This is a genomic window from Streptomyces sp. NBC_00457 (genome assembly GCF_036014015.1).
Taxonomy (GTDB): domain Bacteria; phylum Actinomycetota; class Actinomycetes; order Streptomycetales; family Streptomycetaceae; genus Streptomyces.
In genome coordinates, this window is record NZ_CP107905.1 from 9664688 (window position 1) to 9687337 (window position 22650).

Sequence of the window (22650 nt, forward strand, 5' to 3'; positions counted from 1 at the left end):
GAGTGACCTCGGGGTCTGGTGCGAAGAAGACGCCGTCCGGTCGCCGAGCTGCTCGCCGGCCTCGATTCGACCTCGCGCTTCCAGAGCGGACTACGGGCGGGGGAACCAGGGCTGACCGTTCACCCCGAGCGCGTCCTGCCCACGTACAGTCACCTGCCCGAGAGAACCTTTCACCCCGACGCCAAGCTGGTCGGCGGGAACCTGCTGAGGCTGGAGCGGAGCATGTTCTCCGAGCGCCTGTCGAGGGCGTTCGAGTACGCCCGGCTCAACCAGCTCGACCGTTTCGTCCCCCGCTCGTCCGGGGACCGTATCGGCATCGTGGCCGTCGGCAAGACGTACCTCGACCTCCGTGGCTCACCAGGTCGTGGCGGCTGAGCGGACCACGGACCACGTGTCGTTTTCGTGGGCGTAGTCCATGGTCATGTGCAGCCGCCAGTTCGCGCGGGTGCCGTATACCGTTGCATCGGTGACGAAGCGGCCGGAGACGCGGGCTGTTGTGCCCTCGACCTCGACAGTCACGCTCTTCTCCTCGATCCGGTGGTAGAGGAACTGGCCGGCACGCATCTGCGACAGCCATTCGTCCTTGGGCTGCACGTAGCCGGTGATGTGGGTGAGGGTGCAGCCCTCGGCGAGCAGACGGTCCAGGGCGTCGGTGTCGCCGTCGAGCATTGCTTGCAGGTAGGCGCGGAAGGCCGTGGTGACTTCGTCGTGGGCGCTCTGGGCGGGGGACGGTTGCACTGTGACTCCTGTTGTACGGCTGGTCGGTCGGGATCCACGGCACGTCGGCCGGATCTTGTTGCTTCGTGTCTCCCCTTGTCAGGAGGCCGACTCGGTGGGTAGGGCCGACAGACCCGTCAGTAGCCACAAGGCTTTCCGGGACATCGAGCCGGGTTCGGCGTGATAGACGACGAGGGTCTGATCTGCCTCGCCGTGCAACCCCATGGCTTCGAAGGCGAGGGTGAGTTCACCTACCACCGGGTGCCGTAGCCGCTGGACGCCGTGGCCCCGGCGACGCACGTCGTGCCGGGCCCACAGTCGTCGGAAGTCGTGGCTCTTCTCCGTCAACTCGCCGATCAGAGCGGCGAGTTCCGTGTCCTCCGGGTGTGTGCCCGCGTCCACGCGCAGGATGCTGACGATGTCCAGCATCTTGGCTTCCAGGTCGGCGAAACGGTCGCGTGCTGCAGGGGAGAGGAAGACCAGCCGGGCCAGGTTGCGGTCCCGGGGCGGGAGCCGGGACCAGTCACCGAACACGGTGGCGGCGAGCCTGTTCCAGCCCAGGACGTCCAGGCGCCGACCGCAGACGTACGCGGGGGCCCCGTCGAACGCGTCCAGCAGTAGCTGGATGCCTGGCCGCAGCCTCTGCCTCTGGGGCATGGTGTGGTGATTCCCATGAAGTTCCGGCCGGGCAAGGCGGAACAGATGGGCGTGCTCGTCTCCACTCAGGCGCAGGGCGCGAGCGACGGCGTCCAGGACCTCGGCTGACATGGTGGCCCCGTGGCCCTGTTCCAGGCGGGTGTAGTACGCGAAGGACACCCCTGCCAGCTGCGCGAGCTCCTCGCGGCGCAGGCCCGGCACCCGGCGTCGCCCGGATGACGGCAACCCCACGTCCTCGGGTCTGAGCCGGGCTCGCCGGGATCGGAGGAATTCCCGCAGTTCGGCGCGCCGGTCCAGTCCGGGCTCCGAACTGCTGCCTACCGGTGGACGCGACGGCGGTTGCGTGCTTCTGGGCGTGACGTGAGAAGGCATGAGGGTCCGTGTGGGGGCCGGGTTCCGGGCTGTCAGAAGTTCGTGGGCATGCGCGTGACGTACGGCTTTTCCAGGGAGCCGATCGCGTCATCGATGAGGACGATGTCGACGGCTGTGGCAGCGTCGACGACGGCTTCGTCGCTGTCGGAGAACAGCGGCCGGCCCCAGGGGTGCATGTGGGCGGCTCCCTCCGTCACGCGTTCTCGATGGTTTGGCTGTCCGGCGAGAGTCTCGGGGCGTGCTCGGACTCGGTGGCGGCCAGGTCGAGCAGGGTCAGCGCGTCGTGTTCGGGTGTGCCGGCCTCGGCGTAGTACACGACCATGCACTGGTCCGGAGTGCCCTGCAGTTGCATGGTTTGGTAGCCCAGGGTCAGGTCGCCGACCTCGGGATGGTGGAAGGTCTTGCGCCCGTAGGTGTGGCCCTTGACGTCGTAGCGCTCCCACATGCGGGCGAACTCGGGACTCTTGAGCAGGAGTTCGCCGACCAATTGCGTGAGGTCGGGTGCGTCCGGCTCCATGCCGGCCAGGGCGCGCAGTCCGTTGACGCAGGTGCGGACCTGGTTGTGCCAGTCGTCGAACAGGCCTCGGGCGTCGGGGTGCAGGAAGACGTAGCGGGCGATGTTGCGCTGCTTGGCCGGCCAGTCGTCCATGCCGGGGAGCAACCGCAGCCCGCCCGGGTTGTACGCCAGTACGTCGCCGGTGCGGCTGAACACGTGCGCGGGGTAGGGGCGCAGGCTCTCCAGCAGAAGCTTGACGCCGGGCCGCACGGTGCGGTTGGGCGCCGATGGCGGCTCGGGTGCCGACCGGGCGGCGAGGGCCGCGAGAGCGCGCAGGTGATCGCGTTCGCCCTCTTCCAGCTTGAGCGCGCGTGCGAGGGAGTCGATCACGGACGGGCTGGGCCGGGTCTCGGTCCCGCGCTCAAGGCGTGCGTAGTAGTCGATGCTGATGCCGGCGAGCGTGGCCAGCTCCTCCCGGCGCAGTCCGGGAGTACGGCGACGCCCGCCGCCGGCCGGCAGGCCGACCTCTTCGGGCGTCAGCCGGGCACGGCAGGCACGCAGGAAGCGCCCCAGCTCCGTACCTCGGGTGTCGCCGCTGTGCTGCTCACGATCCATGTGTTCAAAGTGTGGGGATACCACGACCTGGGCGGAAGGCGCGTGGGGTGCCCTGCCACAGCACCGAACGCGGCTCCAGGGCACGGCCCGCCCTGCCACATCTCGCCGCCGGCCCGCACGCTGGACGCGTGTGGAAGTGGGCCTTGCCCCGCGCGGCCGACAGTGTGGTCCCCGCTCTGAGGTGTCCGGCGCTTCCCTTCGCTCCATCCGTCACAGAAACCGAGCCATTCATCATGCCTGCAAGTCACACTTCCGCCGGTGCGCCGGGCAGTCGCTCCCCGGCGCTGGAAGGCGCTGACGGTCATCGCGATCGCCCAGCTGATGGTCGTGCTGGACGCGACGGTCGTGAACATCGCGCTGCCGCACGCCCAGGCGGACCTGGACATCTCCGACGGCAACCGGCAGTGGGTGATCACCGCCTACAGCCTCGCCTTCGGCGGTCTGCTCCTGTTGGGCGGACGGATCGGCGACCTGTGGGGCCGCAAGCGCGCCTTCGTGGTGGGCCTGGTCGGCTTCGCCCTGGCCTCCGCTCTCGGCGGCGCCGCCGTCAACCTCGGCATGCTCCTCGCCTCCCGCGCCCTCCAGGGCGTCTTCGGTGCCCTGCTCGCCCCCGCCGCGCTGTCCCTGCTCACCGTGGCGTTCACCGAGGCCAAGGAGCGCGCCAAGGCGTTCGGCATCTTCGGCGCCATCGCCGCGGCAGGCGGTGCGGTCGGCCTGCTCCTGGGCGGTGTGCTCACCGAGTACATCAACTGGCGCTGGTGCATGTACGTCAACATCGTCTTCGCCGTCGTGGCCGCGGCCGGTGCCACCGTCTACATCAGCGATCGCGGGGACCAGCGCAACCGCGACCGGCTCGACGTCGTGGGCACACTGCTGGCCACAGTCGGACTCGTCGCCCTGGTCTACAGCTTCGCCCGGGCGGAGCAGGACGGTTGGGGCTCCGGCCTCACCATCGGCATGTTCGTCGCCGCGGTCGTGCTGCTCGCCGCGTTCGCCCTGGTCGAGACCCGGGTCAAGGCACCCCTCCTGCCGCTTCGCGTGATCACGGATCGCAACCGTGGCGGCGCCTACCTCTCCATCGGTCTGGCCATGATCGGCATGTTCGGCCAGTTCCTGTTCCTGACCTACTTCCTGCAGCTGAACAAGGGCTACTCGCCGGTCCTGTGCGGGATCGCCTTCCTGCCGCTGGTCGTCTGCTTGGTCATCGGGTCCACCCAGATCGGCACCCGTCTGGTCAACCGTGTCCCGGCCCGCTTCCTGATGGGGCCCGGCTTCCTGCTGGCCGCCATCGGCATGGCGCTCCTGACACAGCTCGAGGTGGACAGCTCCTTCGCCACCCACGTCCTGCCCTCCGAGATCCTGCTCGGCCTGGGCATGGGTACGGCCTCGATGCCCGGCATGAGTCTGGCCACCTCCCGCGTCCGGCCGCAGGACGCGGGTGTCGCCTCCGCGATGGTCAACGTCTCGCAGCAGGTCGGCGGCTCCATCGGTACCGCGCTGCTGAACACGGTCGCCGCCAGCGCCACCAGCAGCTGGATCGCCGCACGCGCGTTTCCCGGTTCCGTCCCCGAGGCGGCCGCCCAGCAGGCCGCCGTCCACGGCTACGCCGTGGCCTTCGGCTGGGGCACCGCCATCATGGCGCTGGCCGCGCTGATCGCCTTCGTCCTCGTCAACGGCGGTGGCCGCAGCGGGGCCGGCTCCGCCAGCGAGTCCGCGCAGCAGGTCGCGATCCCGGTCGTCGCGCACTGACGGCCCGGGCGCGACGGGTCGTCCCGCCCCACCGGGACGGCCCCGTGCCCGGGGCCTGAACCAGCCCTCCAGTGAGTCACTTTCCTCTTTGCTCAATCGCACTCCGACCCCCAAGGGAGAACGCACGATGGAATACCGCCGACTCGGCAACACCGGCACGGTCGTGTCGAACCTTGCACTCGGCACGATGACCTTCGGCGACGAGACCTCGCAGGAGGAGGCGTTCGTCCAGATGGACGCCTTCCTGGAAGCGGGCGGAAACCTCATGGACACCGCCGACCTCTACAACCACGGCGTGACCGAGGAGATCATCGGCCGGTGGCTGGCGAGCCGTCCGAGCGACGTCACCGACCGGGTGGTGCTCGCCACCAAGGGCCGGTTCCCGTTCACCGACGACGTCAACGACATCGGCCTGTCCCGGCGCCATCTCTCCCGGGCGCTGGACGGTTCGCTTCGCCGACTGGGCGTGGACAGCGTCGACCTGTACCAGGTGCATGCCTGGGACCCGCTGACCCCGATCGAGGAAACTCTGGCGTTCTTCGACTCCGCCGTCCGGGCAGGCAAGATCCGCTACGCGGGCCTGTCGAACTTCACCGGCTGGCAGCTCCAGCTCGCGGTCTCCACCGCCCGCGCGGGCGGCTGGCCGGTCCCGGTGACCTTGCAGGAGCAGTACAACCTCGCCGTCCGCGAGGTGGAGTGGGAAGTGTTGCCGGCGGCGGTGCACAACGGACTCGGCGTACTGCCCTGGTCACCTCTGGCGAGCGGCTTCCTGACAGGGAAGTACACGCGCGGGGTCCAGCCCGGGCCCGACACCCGGGCCGGCGGAAGCAACCCGCTGTACCAGTACACCTCGGCCAACTACGCCAACGCCGACCGGATCTGGGACTCGGTCGATGCGGTCGTCCAGGTGGCCAAGGAGACCGGTGCCTCGCCCGCCCAGGTGGCGCTCAGCTGGGTCGCCGACCGAACAGGGGTCACCTCGGTCATCATCGGCGCCCGTGACATGAAGCAGCTGACCGACAACCTCGGCGCCGCCGACCTGCACCTCGACGCGGACGCCACGGCCTTCCTCGACAAGGCCACTGACCCGAGCCCGACGCCGTACCCCTACGGCCCGTTCGGCCTCGCCCAGAGCAGCCGAACCGTCAACGGCGGCGCCCAGCTGGGTTGACACCCACCCGGGGCAGGCCGAAGCGGCCCCCCCACAGCAGCTTGCTGCCTCGGCGGAATGTCCGGGTGCTCACTTCGCCCGGACAGCCCGCCGAGGCCCTGCTCACTGGCAGCAGTCGCCCACCGAACCGTACGGAGCGGCAACCGTGCACCACCACATCACGCGACACCCGGGCGAGGGCTCCAGGCCGACAACCGCCGTCGGACCGGAAGTCGAAGCCGGCAGACCGGACGCCAGAGGCAGCCGTTTCGCCTTCGACGCCATCGGCACCGGCTGGCAGATCGACACCGACGAGCCGCTGAGCGGCAGTCTGCGCCGCCGGGTCCTGGACCGCATCCGGCGATTCGACGCCACCTACTCGCGCTTCCGCCCCGACTCGCTCGTGTCCCGGATCGCGGCCGCCCCGGCCGGGGGCCGGTTCGAGTTCCCGGAGGACTCACTGGCCCTGTTCGACCTCTACGACCGCCTCGCCACCGCGACCGGCGGTGCCGTCGACCCACTCGTCGGCCGTGAGCTCGAACTCCTCGGATACGACGCCTCGTACTCCCTCACACCCGCTCCGCAGACGGTTCGGGCCCAGGAACGCGCCCGCGGCCGGGCAACCTGGGCGGCGGACATCGTGCGGGACGGCAGGACGCTCGTCACCCAGCGCCCGGTTGTGATCGACGTGGGAGCGGTGGGAAAGGGCTACCTGGTGGACATCGTCTCGGCGATCCTCCGGGATGCCGGAATCACACGGTTCGTCATCGACGCCAGCGGTGATCTGCGCCATGCGGGGGACCGCGCCATCCGAGTCGGCCTGGAGCATCCGTTCGACCCGCAGCTCGTCGTCGGTGTGGCGCACCTGCGGGGACGGGCGCTGTGCGCGTCCGGGGTCCGCACACGCGCCTGGGGCGACGGGCTGCACCACCTGCTCGACGCGCGCACCGGTCGTCCGGCCAGGAAGGTGGCCGCCGCCTGGGTCGTGGCCGACAGTGCCGCTCTCGCCGACGGACTGGCGACGGCGCTGTTCTTCACCGAGGCGCGCCGGCTCGCGCAGACCTTCGACTTCGCCCACGTTCGCATGTACGCCAGCGGCCACGCGGAGATCTCGCGGAACTTCGACGGCGGGCTGTTCACCTGAGCGGCGCACCGGACCTCGTACGGAAGAGCGCGACGAGAAGAGCACGACAAGGAGGAACATGACAGCCCTGAGCAAGAAGACGGCGGCCGCGATCGGGATCTCCCTCTCCGCGGCCATCACGGGATGCGCCTCGACGGACGGGGACAACGCGAGCCCACCGGCCGCTTCGAACAACGCGAGGTCACCGTCCGCTTCGGACGACGCGGCTGAACCGAGTTCCTCGACCTACGAGGACGGCGAGTTCGAAGCCGAGGGCCGGTACGGGAACCTGCCTTCGAGTATCGGAGTGACCGTAATCCTCGCAGACGACAGGATCACCGCCGTCAAGGTCACACCCCGGGCAACGGACGAGACCTCGCTCGCTCTGCAGAAGCGCTTTGCCGCCGCGGTCCCACGGCTCGTCGTTGGCAAGGACATCGACAGCGTGCGCCTGGACCGCGTGGCCGGAAACAGCGGTACCCCAAAGGGCTTCAACGACGCTCTGGCCCAGATCAAGGCCGAAGCATCCAGCTGACCGGCGGCCGTTGGTCATGTGACAGGTCCGGTCACAGACAGCCGGGGACGCATCCGCCCCCCGGACACCACAAGGGAAGGGCTGCGCAGAGTCGTGGTCATCGTCGTATCCGTCTTCGTCCTGGCGTTGTTCGGCGCACTCCACTGGTACGTGTGGCGCCGCCTCATACGGGACACCACACCCAAGGGGGCGTTCCTCCGACGAGCCGGAAGCATCGTCTTCGTGGCCGGGCCCCTGCTGTCGATGGCGGCCATGACAGCGGAGGGCGACGGTGTCCCTTTCCTTCTGCAGCGGATCCTGGCCTGGCCCGGGTATCTGTGGCTGGCGCTGTTCCTGTACCTGCTGCTCGCGTTGCTGGTTGGTGAGGCCATGCGGCCTGTGCTGCGGCGGTGGCTCGCGCATCGTGGCGCCGGGGCAGACGCGCGACAGCGGATTCTCCCGACGGCGCAGTCCGCGGAAGTGGCGGAAGTGCAAGCGACCGACTCCGACGCGGAGGAACTCGTTTCGGCCGACGAGCCGCTGACCGCGACGGCGCATCGCGGCGATTCCGATGCCTCTGCCTCACGAGGCACCGCGCCCGTCACCGTGCTGGACCCTCCGCACGTATCGGAGCCGACGTTGTCGGCCGGCACCGCCCCCACCGGCCCGTCGCGCCGTCTCTTCGTCTCCCGCGTCGTGGGCGGGGCCGCCGCGGCCGTCGCCGTCGGCACCGTCGGCTACGGCACGTACGGTGTCCTCCGCGGGCCCAAGGTGAAGCGCCTCACGGTTCCGCTGGCCAAACTGCCGCGCAGTGCGCACGGGTTCCGGATCGCCGTCGTCAGCGACATCCACGTCGGTCCCATCCTGGGCCGTGGCTTCGCCCAGCGGGTCGTCGACACCATCAACGCGACCCAGCCAGACCTGATCGCGGTCGTCGGCGACCTGGTGGACGGCAGCGTCGAGAACCTCACTCCGGCCGTCGAACCACTCGCCGGGCTCCGGGCACAGCACGGCGCGTACTTCGTCACGGGCAACCATGAGTACATCTCCGGTGCCGAGCCGTGGATCGAGAAGGTACGGGAGCTGGGACTGCGCCCGCTGGAGAACGCCCGCACCGAGCTGCCCGGCTTCGACCTGGCGGGCGTCAACGACGTCCGCGGTGAAGAGGAGGGCCAAGGCCCCGACTTCGGCAGAGCACTTGGCGACCGCGACCGTTCCCGCACGGCCGTCCTCCTCGCCCACCAACCCGTCGTCATCGACGAGGCCGTACGTCACGGTGTCGACCTCCAGCTCTCCGGCCACACCCACGGCGGTCAACTCTGGCCGGGCAATCTCCTCGCCAAACTGGCCAACCCCACGGTCGCCGGACTGGAGCGCTACGGCGACACCCAGCTGTACGTGAGCCGCGGTGCCGGCGCCTGGGGCCCGCCGGTGCGTGTGGGCGCTCCGTCCGACATCACCGTCGTCGAACTCGCCTCGATGCAGGCGTAGTTGTGTTGCGTCGACGCATCGCCGACCTCGCCTGGGGCGATGCGGTGTCGTCGGCGGACTCCTCGCACTTGCCCATGCGGCTGATTCTGCCGACCGATGGCACGAAGATGTTCAGGCCAGGTCCGCGACCATCCGCGGCAGGTCGAGGGTGGTCCTGATGCCGGGCGGTGCCTCGCAGACCAAAGGCACGGCGTTGACGACGATGTGGGCGCTGTAGCCGGGCGAGACGGCAGCGTAGTTCTCGGACGTGACACGGATGTCGATGTCGAGGGGCGCGTCACCCTCGACGACGACGTGCCAGCCGGTGTCGCGCACCTGCCCTTTCCAGTCCTGTTCGAGATCTTGGGTGAGGTACCAGGTGGGCCGGACCACCATGAACGGCTTGCCGTCTCGCCAGCCGGTGACCTCGAACCGCCATGCGGCGACCGTGCCGGCCTCGACGGTCGTGGTGGCAACCTTCACCGGTTTCGCCGCCGTGCCCACCGTTCCTGTCGCGGTGACCTCGTCGAGAGGTACCGAAAGGCCGTCGGCGAGTTGGCGCAGCGAGGTGCCGAAATCTTCGCCCAGGCTGGCGGCCACCCGCGTGAGGTCCATCGCCGCGGGGTCTCCGCCGAACATCTGGGAGAGCAGCTCCGGTGAGTTGCGCGTCGTCATGTCGGCGAACTCCTCGATCGTCAGGCGATCGAGCCGGCGCTGGAGGGCGGTCACCGCGAGCGGGAAGACCTCGGTGATCCAGCCCGGGCTCGAGCCCGTGGCGTGCAGCGATGTACAGCCGCGCTGGCACGCGGCCTGGATCCGCTGCCGTACATCGGGGTCGAGGCCCTCCGGGTAGTGGAAGTCGGTGACGCTCGTGACGACGTTGGCGCCTGACTCGAGGAGTTGGCAGATCTCGTCGGTCCTGACCGCCTCGAGCACCGGCATGTACAACACACAGTCGGGACTGGCGGCGAGAATGTCGTCGATGCTGCCGGTGGCACGGACGCCGGTCGGCTCCATGCCGCACAGTTCACCGGCGTCGCGGCCGACCTTCGCGTCGGCGTACACGTACACGCCGACCAGGTCGTACCGCGGGTGCTCGATGACGCATCGCAGGGCGTGTGCCCCGGTGTGACCGGTCGCCCATTGAGCGACTCGGTAGCGTCCGGGCGGTGTCCTGCCGGGCTGGTGATCAGACACTTCTCTCCCTCTTGTGAGTCGTGCGGCGGGCAGGCACCGAGCCGGCAGGCTTCCAGGCGCGCTGTCCACCGGGGCCGAGGCCGAGGCACGGGCTGCTTGGTTCGCCATGACCATGGGTGGGCCTCGACCGGTCGGACACGGCTCTCGTCAGCCGAGTTCGGCCAGCCGTCGTGCCGCCGGGGCGGCGCGTTCCTCGATCCAGCGGGCGGCTCCGGCGAGCGGAACGGACGCGATCACGGTCTCGATGCCGAGCTCGGCGTAGCCGGTCATCGCCTTGGTGAAGCCGTCGAGGTCGCCGTCACGGAGCGCGTCCCCGGAGTACATGGCCGTTTTGCGGATCCGCCCGTAGTCCCGGCCCAGATCGTCGCAGTGGCGGCGCAGCACCTCCAGCTTGTGCGCGACCTCGGCGTGGGTGAAGGCGGTGAGGTTGCAGGCGTCCGCGTACTGGGCCACCAGCCTCAGGGTCTTCTTCTCGCCGCCTCCGCCGATCATGATCTCCGGGTGCGGAGCACTCACCGGCGGTGGCACGCACATGGTCTCGGCCAGCTGGTAGTGCCTGCCCTCGAACGGCCCGTTGTCCCGCGGGTCCCACATCTGCAGGCAGATCCGCAGGGTCTCCTCCAGTCGTTCGAACCGCTCGGCCGTCGGCGGGAAGGGCACGCCCAGGCCGAGATGTTCGCGCTCGTACCAGGCCGCCCCGACGCCGAGGGTGGCGCGGCCGCCGGAGAGGTGGTCGAGCGTGGTGACGATCTTGGCCAGCAGGCCGGGATGACGGTACGTCACCCCGGTCACCAGCGCCCCGAGTTGCATGGTGGAGGTGTGCGCCGCGAGGTGGCCGAGCGTGGTGTAGCACTCCAGCATGGCGCTCTCGGCGCCGCCCAGTACGTCCATCTGGAAGTAGTGGTCCATCACCGACAGCCGGCCCACCCCCGCCGCCTCGGCGGCGGCTCCGACCGCAGCCAGCTCAGGCCCCAGCCCACCGTGCCTCTTCAAGTCACCTGCGGGGTCGTCGAATCCCACGATGTTGATGCCCAGTCGCATGTCGGCCTCCCGCCGCAGTCCCTGCTCCGCGCTTCCTGGTTCAGTCCCGGCTGAGGGTCTGGCGGGCGTCGGCCGCGGAGCGCCGGACGGCGGTGTCGGTCAGTTCCTTCACCTTGTCGGCAGGCACCGGGACGCTCGGGGCTTCGAAGAACCAGCGCCCCATCTCCTCCTGGGTCAGTCCTTCGGGCTGTGCCGGCAGATAGGGCTGGACGTAGACCGGGGTGCCCGGCTCGCTGCGCCAGCTGTCGGCGAGGGGGCCGATGTCCACGGCGTCGTAGCCCAGCGCGTCCAACAGTTCGGCGACCTGCGCTTTGGCGGCCGTGTCGTCGCCGGCGATGGGCAGGGCACTGCGGTCGTCGGCGCCGGCGGGCCGGGCTGCGGTGAACAGGCGCACGAAGTCGATGCTGTTGAACGCCTTGACCACCCGGGAGTCGGCCAGGTGCCGCTGCACCAGGGCGCTGGAGGTCTGCTCGCCCGCGTCCAGCTCGGCGATCCGGTCGTCGCGCTCGGGGTAGTAGTTCATGGTGTCGATGACGGTCTTGCCCGCCAGGGCGGCGGCCGGAAGCTGCTCGTACTTGCTCAGGGGGACCGTCGCCACTACCAGGTCACCGGCCTGCGCTGCCTCGGCGGGTGTGGCCGCGCGCGCCTGCTCGCCGAGTTCGGCGACGAGGTCGGCGAGGGTCTCGGGGCCGCGGGAGTTGCTCAGCACGACGTTCAGGCCGGCGGCGACGGCGAGACGGGCCAGTGCGCTGCCGATGTTGCCGCTGCCGATGAGTGCGAGGGTCTTGGTCATGGGTCACGTCTCCAGTTCAGTGGACAGATAGGGGTGGTGCAGGGGTCTCGAATCGAGGAGCGGGTGCTGTGAGTTGCGCCCGTCCTCAGCCGCGCAGGCTCATGCCGCCGTCGATCGACCAGGCCTGGCCGCTGATCCAGGCCGCGTCGTCGGAGAAGAGGAAGGCGACGGCGCCGGCCAGGTCGGCGGGCTCACCGAGGCGCGGGCTGCGGGCGTACTCCAACGCCATGGCCTGCAACTGCTGGTCGTCCTGCGCCTGCTGGGTCTCGCCCATGACCAGGCCAGGGGCGACGACATTGCAGCGGATGCCCTCCTTGCCCCAGCGGGAGGCGATGTGGCGGGTCAGCGCATTGACCCCGGCCTTGGAGGCGGCGTACGCGGGCCGCGTGGGCTCGCCGCCCCAGGCCGCGCCGGAGGAGGTGTTGACGATGACGCCGCCGCCCTGGCCCAGCAGGTGCGGGAGGACCGCCCGGCAGGTCAGGGCGTAGCCGAGCAGGTTCACGTCGTGGGTGCGGCGCCACACGGCCGGGTCCATCTCCAACAGGTCGACGTCACGGCCCAGAGTGGCCGGCGAGAGGTCGGCGCCGACGTTGAAGAGCCCGTCAACCCCGCCGAACTCGGCGACGGTCCGGTAGACCAGCGCTTGAATCGTGGCCTCGTCACCGAGGTCGAACTCAACGGCGATCGCGGTGCCACCCGCCTCGGTGATGCCCTTGGCAGTGGCTTCGGCTCCAGCGAGATTGATGTCGCCGACGACGACCGAGGCCCCGTCCTCGGCGAGCCGTTCGGCCGTGGCCGCGCCGATGCCGGTCGCGCCCCCGGCAATGACGATCCTCTTGCCCTGCAGACCCCTCATGACTCTCTCCCTTGCTGAGCTGAAGCGCCACACTTGCGTCAATCGCTACACTCTGACACTCGGTGTCAGAGTGGGAACTGTAGCTCATCGTTGCGAGCCGAGGTCAAGGGAGAGGTAGGATCGAGAAGTGAGTGGAGCAGTACGTACGAACACGAGAGACATCGCGCGGGCCGCCATCCGGTTCGAGTTGGCCCAGGTGGCCTTCGACCTGTTCCGCCGTGAGGGCTTCGACAACGTCACCGTCAATGACCTGGCCGCGGCTGCGGGAGTGTCCCGCAGTACCTTCCTGCGCTATTTCGGCAGCAAGGAGGACGCCGTCCTCGGCGCCGTCGACGCCCAGGGCGAACAGGTCGCCGATGCGCTACGCGCCCGGCCTGCCGACGAGGGCGACTGGACGGCACTGCGGCGCGCGATGGACACCGTCACCGAAGTCCATCGCCGGGACCCGGACGGCGCACTCGCGATGTCCCAGCTGATCATGCGGACGCCCGCGCTGGGCGCCCGCACGCTGGAGAAGCAGAACGGCTGGCGCCCCGCCATCGCCCAGGCCCTCGCCGAGCGTGCCGACCCCTCTTGGCCCTCGCTCCTGGTTCCGTCGGTACGCGCCGCCGCCGCGGTGGACTGCTTGAACGTCGCCGTCGAACACTGGACCGCCTCTGACGGCCGCCTCGACCTCGATGCCCTGCTCGACGAGGCCTTCGCCGCATTCGCATTTCGGTAGGAGCGCCCGCTTCGTGAAACCGGGCGTCATGTCGGCATCTCGAAGACAATGCTGAGACCAAGGTCGGAGTACGGGATGGGGGCGCGGGTGGAAGTGGCAACGGGGCACGCGAAGACCCGTGACATCGCCCGGGCCGCCATCGCGTGAACTCGGTCGCCCCCGGCCCTGTCCTGTCCGGAGAGATTCAGGTCGCGGCCGCCGGTAATCCCCGGACCGCTGCTGCCGCTGCCCATCTTCCCGCTCGCCGTTTCGGCCTGCCGTGCGAGATCGCCGAAGCCGTCGCATACCTCGCCTCCGAGGACGCTGCCTTCGTTCATGGCGCGTTCCTGAGTGTCGACGGAGGCGCAAGCCTCGTCTGAATCGGCGCCGGGCGACCTGCGTTGCCCCGCTCGCATCTGGCTGCCGGCACCCGCAGCAGATAATGCTGCGGGTGCCGGCTTCGCCAGTTCAGGAGGTCCGGTCGCAGTTCAGCGCGGCGGGGTCGATCGTTCCGCGCTGCACCTTCGCGTCGTGAGGCTCGGCGAGACCGGCGTTGGTGACGTAGAGCCGGTTTCCGCGCACAGCGGTGGAGGTGGGGGAAGCGAGGCCGTCCTTGGACGTCAGGACGGTCTCGGTGGTCCCGTCGGGGTGGACGAGCGCGACCTGGTTGAGGCCGTTCTGCGCGGCGAACACCACGTCGGAGCGGTCGTTGAGGAAGTTGAAGTCGTCAACGCCGGTGAGGCTGCTGGTCACGGTGCGGATCCGGCCGGGGGCGCCGGTGGCGGTGACCGGGATCCGCAACAGGGTGCCCTTCGCGAGGTTGGAGACCCAGACGGCGCCCTTGTGCAAGCGGAGCCCGTTCGCGCCGAGGGGTACGGACGGGTCTCCCGCGAGGGCGGGGTCGGTCAGCCAGGCGGTCGCCGTTCCACCGGAGACTGGGACGCTCCATACGGTGGCCTTGTTGCTGTCGGCCGCGTACAGGGTGCGCCCCGCCGGGTCGAGGGCCAGGCCGTTGGGGAGTCCGTCGGTGGGCAGGGCGGCGATGCGGCGAGGGGTGCCGCCGGGGGGCAGCTTCCACACGCCGGCCCGGGCGGAGTTGGAGGAGGCCACGTTGTAGTAGATGGTGCCGTTGCGGTCGCGCGTGTTGCCGGTGAATGTGTCGCCCGGCTGCCCGGCGACGATCACCTGGCTGCGCCCGGACGGGGCGATCCGCACGAGTGCCGGACGCTTGCCCGCCACGCTGCCCAGCATGGAGACGGTCAGTGAGTTGTCCGGGTTGACGGTGACGTTCTCCGGGGAGTCGCCGGCCGCGAAGTCGAAGGTGGCGAGGGTCTTCACGTCGGTGACGACCGGCTTCGGGGATGTCTCCGTTGCCGTGGATGCGGACGCGGACGGCGTCGAGACGAGAACGGCCGCCGTCGCGGCGATCGCCGCCGCGAGTCTGAACCGCTTGTTCAGGCGGGTGGCGGTGGGGACTGCTGTGGAGGTTTCCATGGGGTGCATCGCACTTTTCTCGAAGGACGCAACTGTGGTTGCGCGTGGCGGTGTGGCAGGAAAGGTTGGGGGCGCGTCAGTCGCTCAACTCGGCCCCGGACAGGCGTACTTCCTCGATGTCGAGGTAGGCCTGTACCTGGCGCAGCACGGTGTCGTCGATGTGGTTCTCGTCGCGGAGTCTGACGACGGTGGCGCGTTTGTGGGCGAGGAGGGCGAGGCTCAGCGCGGTGTAGTCCTCTTTGTGGCGCAGGACCACGGCGTCGTCGGCATCGTCGTCGGCGCGTACGACGCGTAGGTGGGTCTCGTACTCGTGGCGCGTCCAGTCGGCGACCTCAGGGGCGGTGCCGAGACCGGCGGCCACCTCCGGCAGCGCCTTGAGGGCTTCCTCGGCGGCGGTCGTATCGGCGAGGGAACGCTCCTCCTCGGCCGAGGTGTCGCGGGGAAGTCGGGCCCAGCGGACGACGCGCGGCAGGAGCAGGCCCTGCACCACCAGGGTCAGCATGATGACCCCGGAGGTGACGAAGACGATCACATCGCGATCGGGGAAGGGGGCGCCCGAGTCGAGGGTCTCCGGTACCGACAGCGCCACGGCCAGTGACACCGCGCCCCGGAACCCGGTGACTCCGCCGACCACCCGGGCCCGGTGGCTCATCCGGCGCAGCCGCTGCTGCGGACGGCGGTCCAGCAGGCGGATCAGGTACACGGCGGCGAACTGGAAGGCGAAACGCACGGTGACGAGCACCACGGACACGACCCCGACGGTGATCAGGGCGTGGGTGAGGTCGTCGCTGGTCAGTTCACGGACGGCGGACTGTGCCTCCAGGCCGACGAGGACGAACAGGGAGGCGTTGAGCAGGAACGTGGACAGCGACCAGAACGCCTGCCCCTGCCGCCGCGCCGCCGCCCCGATCAGACGCGGGCCGACCTGGCTCATGATCAGCCCGGCCACCACGACGGCCAGGACGCCGGAGGCCTCGATCTCCTCCGCGAGGAGGAACGCGGTGAAGGGCGTACCAATCGTGACCACGTTCCCCAGCAGGGGATCGTCCAGGCGGCGGCGCAGCTGGATGCCGAGCCAGGCGGTCACGGCTCCGGCTGCGGCTCCGCCGACGTAGGCGAGAAGGAAGAGCCATCCGACGTGCGGCACGCTGAAGTGCTCCTCGCCGACGGTGATGCCGACGGCGAGTCCGTAGACGACCAGGGCCGTGCCGTCGTTGATCAGGCTTTCGGCGCGCAGCAGGGTGATGCTGCGGCGGGGCAGCAGGCGGGCGAAGACGCCGACCGTCGTCGCGTCGGTGGGTGCGACGGCCGCACCGAGTACCCAGGCCGGCCCCCAGGGAAGCCCCAGGGCGTGCGCGACCGCCGCTACGGCCCAGGCGGTGAGGATGACCAGCGCGGTGCTCATCAGCATGATCCCGCGCAGGTCCTGCCGGATTCCGCGCAGCGAGGTGGTCAGGCTCTCCCAGTACAGGAGGGCCGGGAGGAACAGCAGCAGCATCGCCTCCGGCGGCAGGTGCACTTCGCGCAGTGCCGGGACGAATCCCAGCAGCGCCCCCGCGGCCAGCAGCAGGACGGGCGGCGCGATACGGAGCCGGTCTCCTGCGACCTGGCACACGAGCACGGTCGCGCACAGGACCACGACGAGTTCGAGACCGAGCACGTTTCATCTCCTGGACAGGTGGTGCGAGTGCGGCGGGAGGCCGCAGGAGGCCCCGGCGCGGTGCGCGGGACGGTTCTCGGGTCGGGGTGTCGGGTGCGGCTCTTTTCGGAAGCCGGGCTTAGCGCGGCACGAGCTGCATCGTCGTGGTGGACGCCTTGGGGCTCGTGATGGCCTCGATGATCTCCGCGGCGTAGTGCCCGTACTTGCTGCGGTAGGCGGCGTCCACCTGATCATTGATGTCGTGGTCGGCGTCGAGGAACGAGACGTCCTTGTCCACGCCGCCTGCCCGGATGTGACCCTCCTGACGCGAACGCGTGGTGCGGAACCAGTCGGAGGTGGGGCCGTACACCGAACGGACGTAGATCCCGTCATCCACGCGGACGACCCAGATGGTCCGCGGCTTGCTCAGCACACCGTTTCGGCGCACGGACGCGATCACCAGTTCCTCCGCCGACCCGACCCTGTCGAGTTCGTCGTTCGTCCATGCCGTCGCCATCGGGGTCTCCTTCGTACGTACGGATGTGGTCCTCGCCGCAGGTGGGCGGCTGCCGAGGTCACGATGAGCAGCGCCGTCACGATCGGCAAGCGGGCGCGCAGGTCCTCGGGAATCGTCACCCCGTTGGCCACTGGCCACGCCCGCACGCCGCGGACCTGGGAACATCCGCGTGCCCTCAGCTTGCCGCCCGCACGCGCCGGATGGCAGGCCGGGTTGTGCCAGGCAGCCGTGTTCAGTGCTGTGACAGGGCACCCTTCGCCGTCGTGTGCATCGGCACACGGGTCACGGGGCTGCCACACTGGAAGACATGGCACGTGAGCAGCACAGTGGCGGTAGCGGCGGCACCGAACTGGGACGCTTCCTGCGAGCCCGCCGCAGCCGGGTGACGCCCGGTGACGTCGGCCTGCCGGCCTCCTCCGGATTGCGCCGCACCCCGGGGCTACGCCGTGAGGAACTGGCCACGCTCGCCGGCATCAGCATCGACTACTACGCACGCCTGGAGCGCGGGACCGAGACCCGTCCCAGCCCGTCCGTGATCGACGCCCTTGCCCGCGCGCTGCGCCTGGGGGAGGCCGAGCACAAGCACCTGCGAGAACTCGCGGCGAGCGCCGACGGGAACGCGGCCGCGCCGACGACGGTGCCGAGCCGGTCCGTACCTCCGGGCACCGAGTTGATTCTGGAGAGCCTGCGGCCCAATCCCGCGTACGTCGTCGGCCGCACCTTCGAACTGCTCGCCGCCAACCCTGGCGGACTGCGCCTGTTCGCCGGGATCGAGGACTGGCAGGGGGAGCAGCGCAACCTCGCGCGCTACGTCTTCCTTCACCCCGCCGCCCGCACCCTGTTCGCCGACTGGGACGGCGCGGTCCGCAGCTGTGTCGCATGGCTGCGCGGGCTGGCCGGCATTGAGCCGGACGCCCCCGACCTCGCGCTCATCGTCGACGAACTCCTGAGCAAGAGCCCGGAGTTCGCGCGTATGTGGGACCGCTACGACGTCAAGGGAAACACCAGCGGCCGCCATACGTACCACCATCCGGATGTCGGTGAACTCGCCCTCGGCTACCAGGGCTTGACGCTGAACGGCACCAACAGCCAGCACCTGGTCGTCTTCTACGCCGAACCCGACACGCCCGAGTACGACGCGATGGTCCTCCTCGACAAGGCCGCGCAGGAGAAGGCCTCAAAGCCGTCGACGTCGCCCGCGCAATAGCGAACCGGCGAACCGCCGAACCCAGAACATCAAGCAAGCCATCGCCTCAGGCGTTGGCTTGAACTGACTGCTACTGCCGGACGTAGGCACGGGAGTCGTACGCAAAGTACTCCCTGGCGGCTCTCCGCCATTCGGCACAGGCTGGACCCTGCGCCGAGATCACAGCCGTAACCGCGGCCCTGTCCCGCATCTCGGCTCACTGCCGGAACGTAGAGGGCCACCCCACAACATGCTTTCGCGGAGGGCTTCCGGCGATGACCCACGTCCGCCGGGTACCGACGGACGGGCGCCTGCGCGCCTACCGCACAGCGTTGCCGGACGGTCGTGGCGTACCAGCCCGAGACGGCCGATCTTCCGCCGCATCCGCCGCATCCCCCCAAAGCGAGAGAGTGCGTATGACCACCGAACTCCCGGACTCACCCATCGAACTGACCGAAGGACCCGCGCCGGTGCCCACCCGGCGCACCTTCATCGCGACGACAGCCGCCGTCGGTGGTGTGGTCGCGGCGGGTGGCCTGGTCGCGGGATCGGCGCTGACCGACCAGGACTCGCCGGCCGCCGAGGCCCCGCCCAGCGGTCGACTCTCGTTGACCGTCAACGGCGAGCGGCGCACGGTCACGATCGACAACCGGACCTCACTGCTGGACCTGCTGCGTGAGCACCTCGGGCTGACCGGTTCCAAGAAGGGCTGCAACGCGGGTGCCTGCGGGGCTTGCACGGTCCTGGTCGACGGACAGCGGGTCAACTCCTGTCTGACGCTGGCGGTGCGTCTGGAGGGCGCCGAGGTCACCACGATCGAGGGACTCGCCAACGGTGACCGGCTGCACCCGCTGCAGGCGGCGTTCGTCGAACAGGACGCTTTCCAGTGCGGGTTCTGCACACCCGGTCAGATCATGTCCGGCGTCGGCTGTATCGAGGAAGGCCACACGGACTCCGCTGAGGAGATCCGGGAGTGGATGAGCGGCAACATCTGCCGATGCGGCTGTTACGTCAAGATCGTCAAGGCGGTCGACCAGGCCGCCCACGGGAAATGAGGCCCGGCCCCCATGTACCCCTTCTCCTTCACCAAGGCCTCCGACACCCGTGAGGCACTCAACGCCGGGCGTCGCGGCGGGCGTTACATAGCAGGCGGCACCACCCTGGTCGACCTGATGCGTGAGACCGTCGAGCGCCCCGACACCTTGGTCGACATCAGTGACCTGCCGCTGCGGGACATTACCGTCACCGAGCGCGGCGGCCTGCGCATCGGCGCTCTCGTACGGATGACGGACGCCGCCGCCCACCCCAAGGTGCGCACCACCTACCCGGTCATCTCGCAGTCGCTGGAGCTGAGCGCCTCCGCACAGCTGCGCAACATGGCCACCATCGGCGGCAACATCATGCAGCGCACCCGGTGCACGTACTTCCGGGACGTGAGCGCCGACTGCAACAAGCGCGACCCTGGCTCTGGTTGCGCCGCGCGCGAAGGCTTCAACCGCACCCACGCAATCCTCGGCACCTCCGACGACTGCGTGGCCACGCATCCCTCCGACGTTGCCGTGGCCTTCGCCGCGCTGGAGGCGCGCGTGCACCTCCTGGGCCCGGACGGAAGCGAGCGCACCGTCTCCTTCGCCGACTTCCTCCTGCGGCCCGGCAGTACCCCGAACCGCGAACAGGCCCTCCGGCAGGGCGAGTTGATCACCGCCGTCGAGATCCCAGCTCTTCCGCGTCCGCTCAGGTCCGGCTACCTGAAGGTCCGGGACCGGCAGTCGTACGAGTTCGCCCTCACCTCGGCCGCCGTCGCCCTGCACATCCGCGGTGGCGTGATCCGCGAGGCGAAGGTGGCTGCCGGTGGCGTCGGCACCGTGCCCTGGAAGCTGCCCGCCGTCGAGCGCCGCCTCATCGGCGAGCGCCCCTCCAACACGCTGTGGGCCGAGGCAGCCGGGGAGGCGTCAGACGGGGCCCGGCCCCTTCAACACAACCGCTTCAAGGTCGAGTTGCTCCGGCGAACAGTCGAGCGCCAGCTGCGCATCGTAGGAGAGAGTGAATGAGCCCGCAGCCGCAGGCAGCCGTCGGCGCACCGCTGTCCCGGGTGGACGGGCGGCTCAAGGTCACCGGCAAGGCACAGTACGCCGCCGACTTCGACCCCGACGGCGTCGTGCACGCAGTCGTCGTCGACAGCACCGTCGCCCTGGGACGGATCACCGGCATCGACACCCGCGCCGCCCTCGCCCAGCCCGGCGTACTGACGGTGATCAGCCACCTCAACGCACCCACGCTTGAGTACCGCGACAACCCCGGGGGGTACAACCCGCCCGGCAGGCGGCTGCGCGCCTTCCAGGACGACCAGATCCTCTTTTACGGTCAGCCTGTCGCCGTGGTCGTAGCGACGACACTGGAGGTCGCGCAGCACGCCGCGAGCCTGGTGGAGGTCGAGTACGAGTCGCGGAAGCCCACGACTGGCATGAGCGGCAGTCCGGCCGGCGGCCAGCCCCAGAGCTACGCTCGGGGCGACGCGGAGGCGGCGCTGGACTCCGCGGCCGTACGCATGGACATGACCTACGGGCTCGCTCGCAATCACCACAACGCGATGGAGCCGCACGCCACCGTCGCCCGCTGGGACGGCGACCGGCTCACCGTCTGGGACAAGACGCAGTGGGTGCAAGGCGCGCGGAACGAACTCGCCGCCGTGTTCGGCATCCCGCAGGACTCGGTGCGCGTGATCTCGCCGTTCGTCGGCGGCGCGTTCGGCAACGCGTCACGGGTCTGGCCGCAGACCACCATCGCGGCCGTCGCCGCTCGCGAGACGAAGCGTCCGGTGAAGCTCGCGCTGACCCGCGAGCAGCTCTACTTCCATGTGGGCTACCGGCCCACGTACGAGTACCGGGTACGGGTGGGCAGTGACCGGCGCGGACGGGTGACCGGGGTGATCCACGACCTGAGGTCGGAGACGTCCCGCTACGAGACGCACGGCGAGCCCATCCTGTCGCTCGGGCAGATGCTCTACGACACGCCCAACGTCCGCATGACGCACCGGTCGGTGCCGTTGGACGTGAACACACCGACGTGGATGCGCGGCCCCGGCTACGCCACCGCCTCCTACGCCGTCGAGTCGGCGATGGACGAACTCGCCTACGAGCTGGGCGTCGACCCGATCGAGCTGCGGCTGCGCAACGAACCGGAGGACGACCCGTCCGACGGGCTGCCGTTCTCCACCCGGCGGCTGCGCGAGTGCCTCGCCACCGGCGCCCGCGAGTTCGGCTGGAACCGCCGCAACCCCCGGCCGCGCTCCACCCGCGACGGCGACTGGCTGATCGGCACCGGCATGGCTGCCGGCGCTTACCACACCCGGCGGGACCCGGCCGAGGCCTCGGTCCGGCTGGACGCCGACGGCACCGCGCTGGTGCAGTCCGCGGCCAGTGACATGGGGCCGGGTACCTACACCTCGATGACCCAGGTCGCCGCCGACGCCCTCGGCCTGACCATGCGCCAGGTGACCTTCCGTCTCGGCGATTCCCTCATGCCGCCGGCGCCGCTGCAGGGCGGTTCGAAGACCATGGCCAGTGTCGGGTCCGCCGTTCAGGACGGTTGCGACAAGCTGCGGCGGCAGGCGATCAGGCTGGCCGTCGCGGACGAGGGATCGCCGCTGTACGGCGTCGACGCCGCCGATGTCGTCGTACGGGGTGGTCGGCTGCACGTGAGGGACAACCCGGCGCGCGGCGAGACGTACCGGCAGCTCCTGGCCCGCAACAACCGCACGCGCCTCGAAGCGAACGGGTCCTACACGCCCGGCGAGGAAGTGGAACGGTTCTCCACCCACGCCTACGCGGCGACGTTCGCCGAGGTCGCCGTCGACGCCCGGCTGGGGCTCGTGCGAGTGCGGCGGATGCTCGGCGTGTACGACGCGGGCCGCATCATCAGCCCCAAGCTGGCCGACAGTCAGGCGCTCGGGGCCATGGTGGGCGGTATCGGCACGGCTCTCCTCGAGCACACGGTCACCGACCACCGCGACGGCCGGATCGTGAACGCCAACCTCGCCGACTACCTCGTGCCCGTCAACGCCGACGTCCCCGACCTGCGGGCGATCTACCTCGAAGGGGAGGACACCGAGGCCGACCCCCTGGGCGTCAAGGGCCTCGGGGAGGTCGTGCAGGTCGGCGTGGCACCGGCCGTCGCCAACGCGGTGTTCCACGCCACCGGGTGCCGGATCCGCGAACTGCCCATCACGGCCGAGGCGATGCTCTGAGCCGAGGCCGCGATACGAGCACCCCGGGCAGCCGGTTTCGTGGCGAGACGGCCGCCTGGGGTGCTCTCCGCAACCGTCCGGGCGGCGGCCACGCACCGCTGGCGGACACCAGGGCCGC

General features: G+C 69.9%; 23 protein-coding genes and 1 pseudogene. 12 read left to right on the plus strand and 12 right to left on the minus strand.

The window, feature by feature from the left end:
• Positions 1 to 18: 18 nt before the first annotated feature.
• Positions 19 to 375: a hypothetical protein gene (locus OG828_RS44085; RefSeq protein WP_328370128.1), complete on the plus strand. Its 357-nt coding sequence runs from the start codon at positions 19 to 21 to the stop codon at positions 373 to 375.
• Here the strand turns inward: OG828_RS44085 and OG828_RS44090 are convergent.
• The 5 genes and pseudogenes from OG828_RS44090 to OG828_RS44110 form a co-directional block, all read right to left on the minus strand.
• A complete protein-coding gene (locus OG828_RS44090; protein ID WP_328370130.1) occupies positions 355 to 738 on the minus strand; it encodes a nuclear transport factor 2 family protein in 384 nt (127 codons plus the stop codon). The genes OG828_RS44085 and OG828_RS44090 overlap by 21 nt on opposite strands.
• A 78-nt stretch (positions 739 to 816) precedes the next feature.
• The gene (locus tag OG828_RS44095; protein ID WP_328372663.1) at positions 817 to 1374 is read right to left on the minus strand and encodes an MmyB family transcriptional regulator; all 558 of its coding nucleotides are present in this window, start codon (positions 1372 to 1374) and stop codon (positions 817 to 819) included.
• A 102-nt stretch (positions 1375 to 1476) separates the two neighbouring features.
• Positions 1477 to 1746, minus strand: a pseudogene (locus OG828_RS44100) (hypothetical protein); the annotation flags it as partial.
• A gap of 32 nt (positions 1747 to 1778) precedes the next feature.
• Positions 1779 to 1943, minus strand: coding sequence for a hypothetical protein (locus tag OG828_RS44105; protein WP_328370131.1), 165 nt, complete (start codon positions 1941 to 1943; stop codon positions 1779 to 1781).
• Positions 1940 to 2857, minus strand: a complete 918-nt coding sequence (locus OG828_RS44110) for a helix-turn-helix transcriptional regulator (RefSeq protein WP_328370133.1) — start codon at positions 2855 to 2857, stop codon at positions 1940 to 1942. The genes OG828_RS44105 and OG828_RS44110 overlap by 4 nt, the downstream gene beginning before the upstream one ends.
• A gap of 258 nt (positions 2858 to 3115) precedes the next feature.
• Between OG828_RS44110 and OG828_RS44115 the strand changes: the two genes are divergently transcribed.
• The 5 genes from OG828_RS44115 to OG828_RS44135 all read left to right on the plus strand — a co-directional run bounded on the left by OG828_RS44115 (position 3116) and on the right by OG828_RS44135 (position 8884).
• Complete coding sequence (locus OG828_RS44115; protein WP_328370135.1) at positions 3116 to 4606, plus strand: MFS transporter; 1491 nt, start codon at positions 3116 to 3118, stop codon at positions 4604 to 4606.
• 127 nt (positions 4607 to 4733) lie between these two features.
• Complete coding sequence (locus tag OG828_RS44120) at positions 4734 to 5777, plus strand: aldo/keto reductase (RefSeq protein WP_328370137.1); 1044 nt, start codon at positions 4734 to 4736, stop codon at positions 5775 to 5777.
• 145 nt (positions 5778 to 5922) lie between these two features.
• On the plus strand, positions 5923 to 6900 hold the full coding sequence (locus OG828_RS44125) for an FAD:protein FMN transferase (RefSeq protein WP_328370139.1): 978 nt from the start codon (positions 5923 to 5925) through the stop codon (positions 6898 to 6900).
• 58 nt (positions 6901 to 6958) lie between these two features.
• Complete coding sequence (locus OG828_RS44130) at positions 6959 to 7414, plus strand: hypothetical protein (RefSeq protein WP_328370141.1); 456 nt, start codon at positions 6959 to 6961, stop codon at positions 7412 to 7414.
• A gap of 93 nt (positions 7415 to 7507) precedes the next feature.
• Positions 7508 to 8884: a metallophosphoesterase gene (locus OG828_RS44135; RefSeq protein WP_328370143.1), complete on the plus strand. Its 1377-nt coding sequence runs from the start codon at positions 7508 to 7510 to the stop codon at positions 8882 to 8884.
• Positions 8885 to 8995: 111 nt separating this feature from the next.
• On the opposite strand, the gene OG828_RS44140 is transcribed toward OG828_RS44135, so the two are convergent.
• The 4 genes from OG828_RS44140 to OG828_RS44155 form a co-directional block, all read right to left on the minus strand.
• Positions 8996 to 10060 carry an NAD(P)H-dependent amine dehydrogenase family protein gene (locus tag OG828_RS44140; RefSeq protein ID WP_328370145.1) on the minus strand — a complete coding sequence of 355 codons (1065 nt, stop codon included), beginning with the start codon at positions 10058 to 10060 and terminating at the stop codon, positions 8996 to 8998.
• A 147-nt stretch (positions 10061 to 10207) separates the two neighbouring features.
• A complete protein-coding gene (locus OG828_RS44145) occupies positions 10208 to 11101 on the minus strand; it encodes an LLM class F420-dependent oxidoreductase (RefSeq protein ID WP_328370147.1) in 894 nt (297 codons plus the stop codon).
• Between the two features lie 40 nt (positions 11102 to 11141).
• The gene (locus OG828_RS44150) at positions 11142 to 11894 is read right to left on the minus strand and encodes an NADPH-dependent F420 reductase (RefSeq protein WP_328370149.1); all 753 of its coding nucleotides are present in this window, start codon (positions 11892 to 11894) and stop codon (positions 11142 to 11144) included.
• An 85-nt stretch (positions 11895 to 11979) separates the two neighbouring features.
• Positions 11980 to 12750 carry an SDR family NAD(P)-dependent oxidoreductase gene (locus OG828_RS44155; protein WP_328370152.1) on the minus strand — a complete coding sequence of 257 codons (771 nt, stop codon included), beginning with the start codon at positions 12748 to 12750 and terminating at the stop codon, positions 11980 to 11982.
• 127 nt (positions 12751 to 12877) lie between these two features.
• On the opposite strand from OG828_RS44155, the gene OG828_RS44160 reads away from it, so the two are divergent.
• Both OG828_RS44160 and OG828_RS49705 read left to right on the plus strand, forming a co-directional pair.
• Positions 12878 to 13471, plus strand: a complete 594-nt coding sequence (locus tag OG828_RS44160) for a TetR family transcriptional regulator (protein WP_328370154.1) — start codon at positions 12878 to 12880, stop codon at positions 13469 to 13471.
• 143 nt (positions 13472 to 13614) lie between these two features.
• On the plus strand, positions 13615 to 13830 hold the full coding sequence (locus OG828_RS49705) for an SDR family oxidoreductase (protein ID WP_443060243.1): 216 nt from the start codon (positions 13615 to 13617) through the stop codon (positions 13828 to 13830).
• Positions 13831 to 13918: 88 nt separating this feature from the next.
• Here OG828_RS49705 and OG828_RS44170 read toward each other — a convergent pair whose 3' ends face one another.
• The 3 genes from OG828_RS44170 to OG828_RS44180 form a co-directional block, all read right to left on the minus strand.
• The gene (locus tag OG828_RS44170; RefSeq protein ID WP_328370159.1) at positions 13919 to 14944 is read right to left on the minus strand and encodes an SMP-30/gluconolactonase/LRE family protein; all 1026 of its coding nucleotides are present in this window, start codon (positions 14942 to 14944) and stop codon (positions 13919 to 13921) included.
• Positions 14945 to 15020: 76 nt separating this feature from the next.
• Entirely contained in the window at positions 15021 to 16604 is a 1584-nt protein-coding gene (locus OG828_RS44175) for a Na+/H+ antiporter (RefSeq protein WP_328370162.1), read from the minus strand.
• Positions 16605 to 16722: 118 nt separating this feature from the next.
• Positions 16723 to 17100, minus strand: a complete 378-nt coding sequence (locus OG828_RS44180) for a DUF2255 family protein (RefSeq protein ID WP_328370165.1) — start codon at positions 17098 to 17100, stop codon at positions 16723 to 16725.
• A 307-nt stretch (positions 17101 to 17407) separates the two neighbouring features.
• Here OG828_RS44180 and OG828_RS44185 point away from each other — a divergent pair, with 307 nt between their 5' ends.
• The 4 genes from OG828_RS44185 (at position 17408) to OG828_RS44200 (ending at position 22532) form a co-directional block, all read left to right on the plus strand.
• Positions 17408 to 18307 carry a helix-turn-helix transcriptional regulator gene (locus tag OG828_RS44185; RefSeq protein ID WP_328370168.1) on the plus strand — a complete coding sequence of 300 codons (900 nt, stop codon included), beginning with the start codon at positions 17408 to 17410 and terminating at the stop codon, positions 18305 to 18307.
• A gap of 395 nt (positions 18308 to 18702) precedes the next feature.
• On the plus strand, positions 18703 to 19341 hold the full coding sequence (locus OG828_RS44190; protein WP_328370171.1) for a (2Fe-2S)-binding protein: 639 nt from the start codon (positions 18703 to 18705) through the stop codon (positions 19339 to 19341).
• Positions 19342 to 19353: 12 nt separating this feature from the next.
• A complete protein-coding gene (locus tag OG828_RS44195) occupies positions 19354 to 20337 on the plus strand; it encodes an FAD binding domain-containing protein (RefSeq protein WP_328370174.1) in 984 nt (327 codons plus the stop codon).
• Positions 20334 to 22532 carry a xanthine dehydrogenase family protein molybdopterin-binding subunit gene (locus OG828_RS44200; RefSeq protein WP_328370177.1) on the plus strand — a complete coding sequence of 733 codons (2199 nt, stop codon included), beginning with the start codon at positions 20334 to 20336 and terminating at the stop codon, positions 22530 to 22532. Before OG828_RS44195 ends, OG828_RS44200 begins: the two co-directional genes overlap by 4 nt.
• The last annotated feature ends 118 nt before the right edge of the window (positions 22533 to 22650 follow it).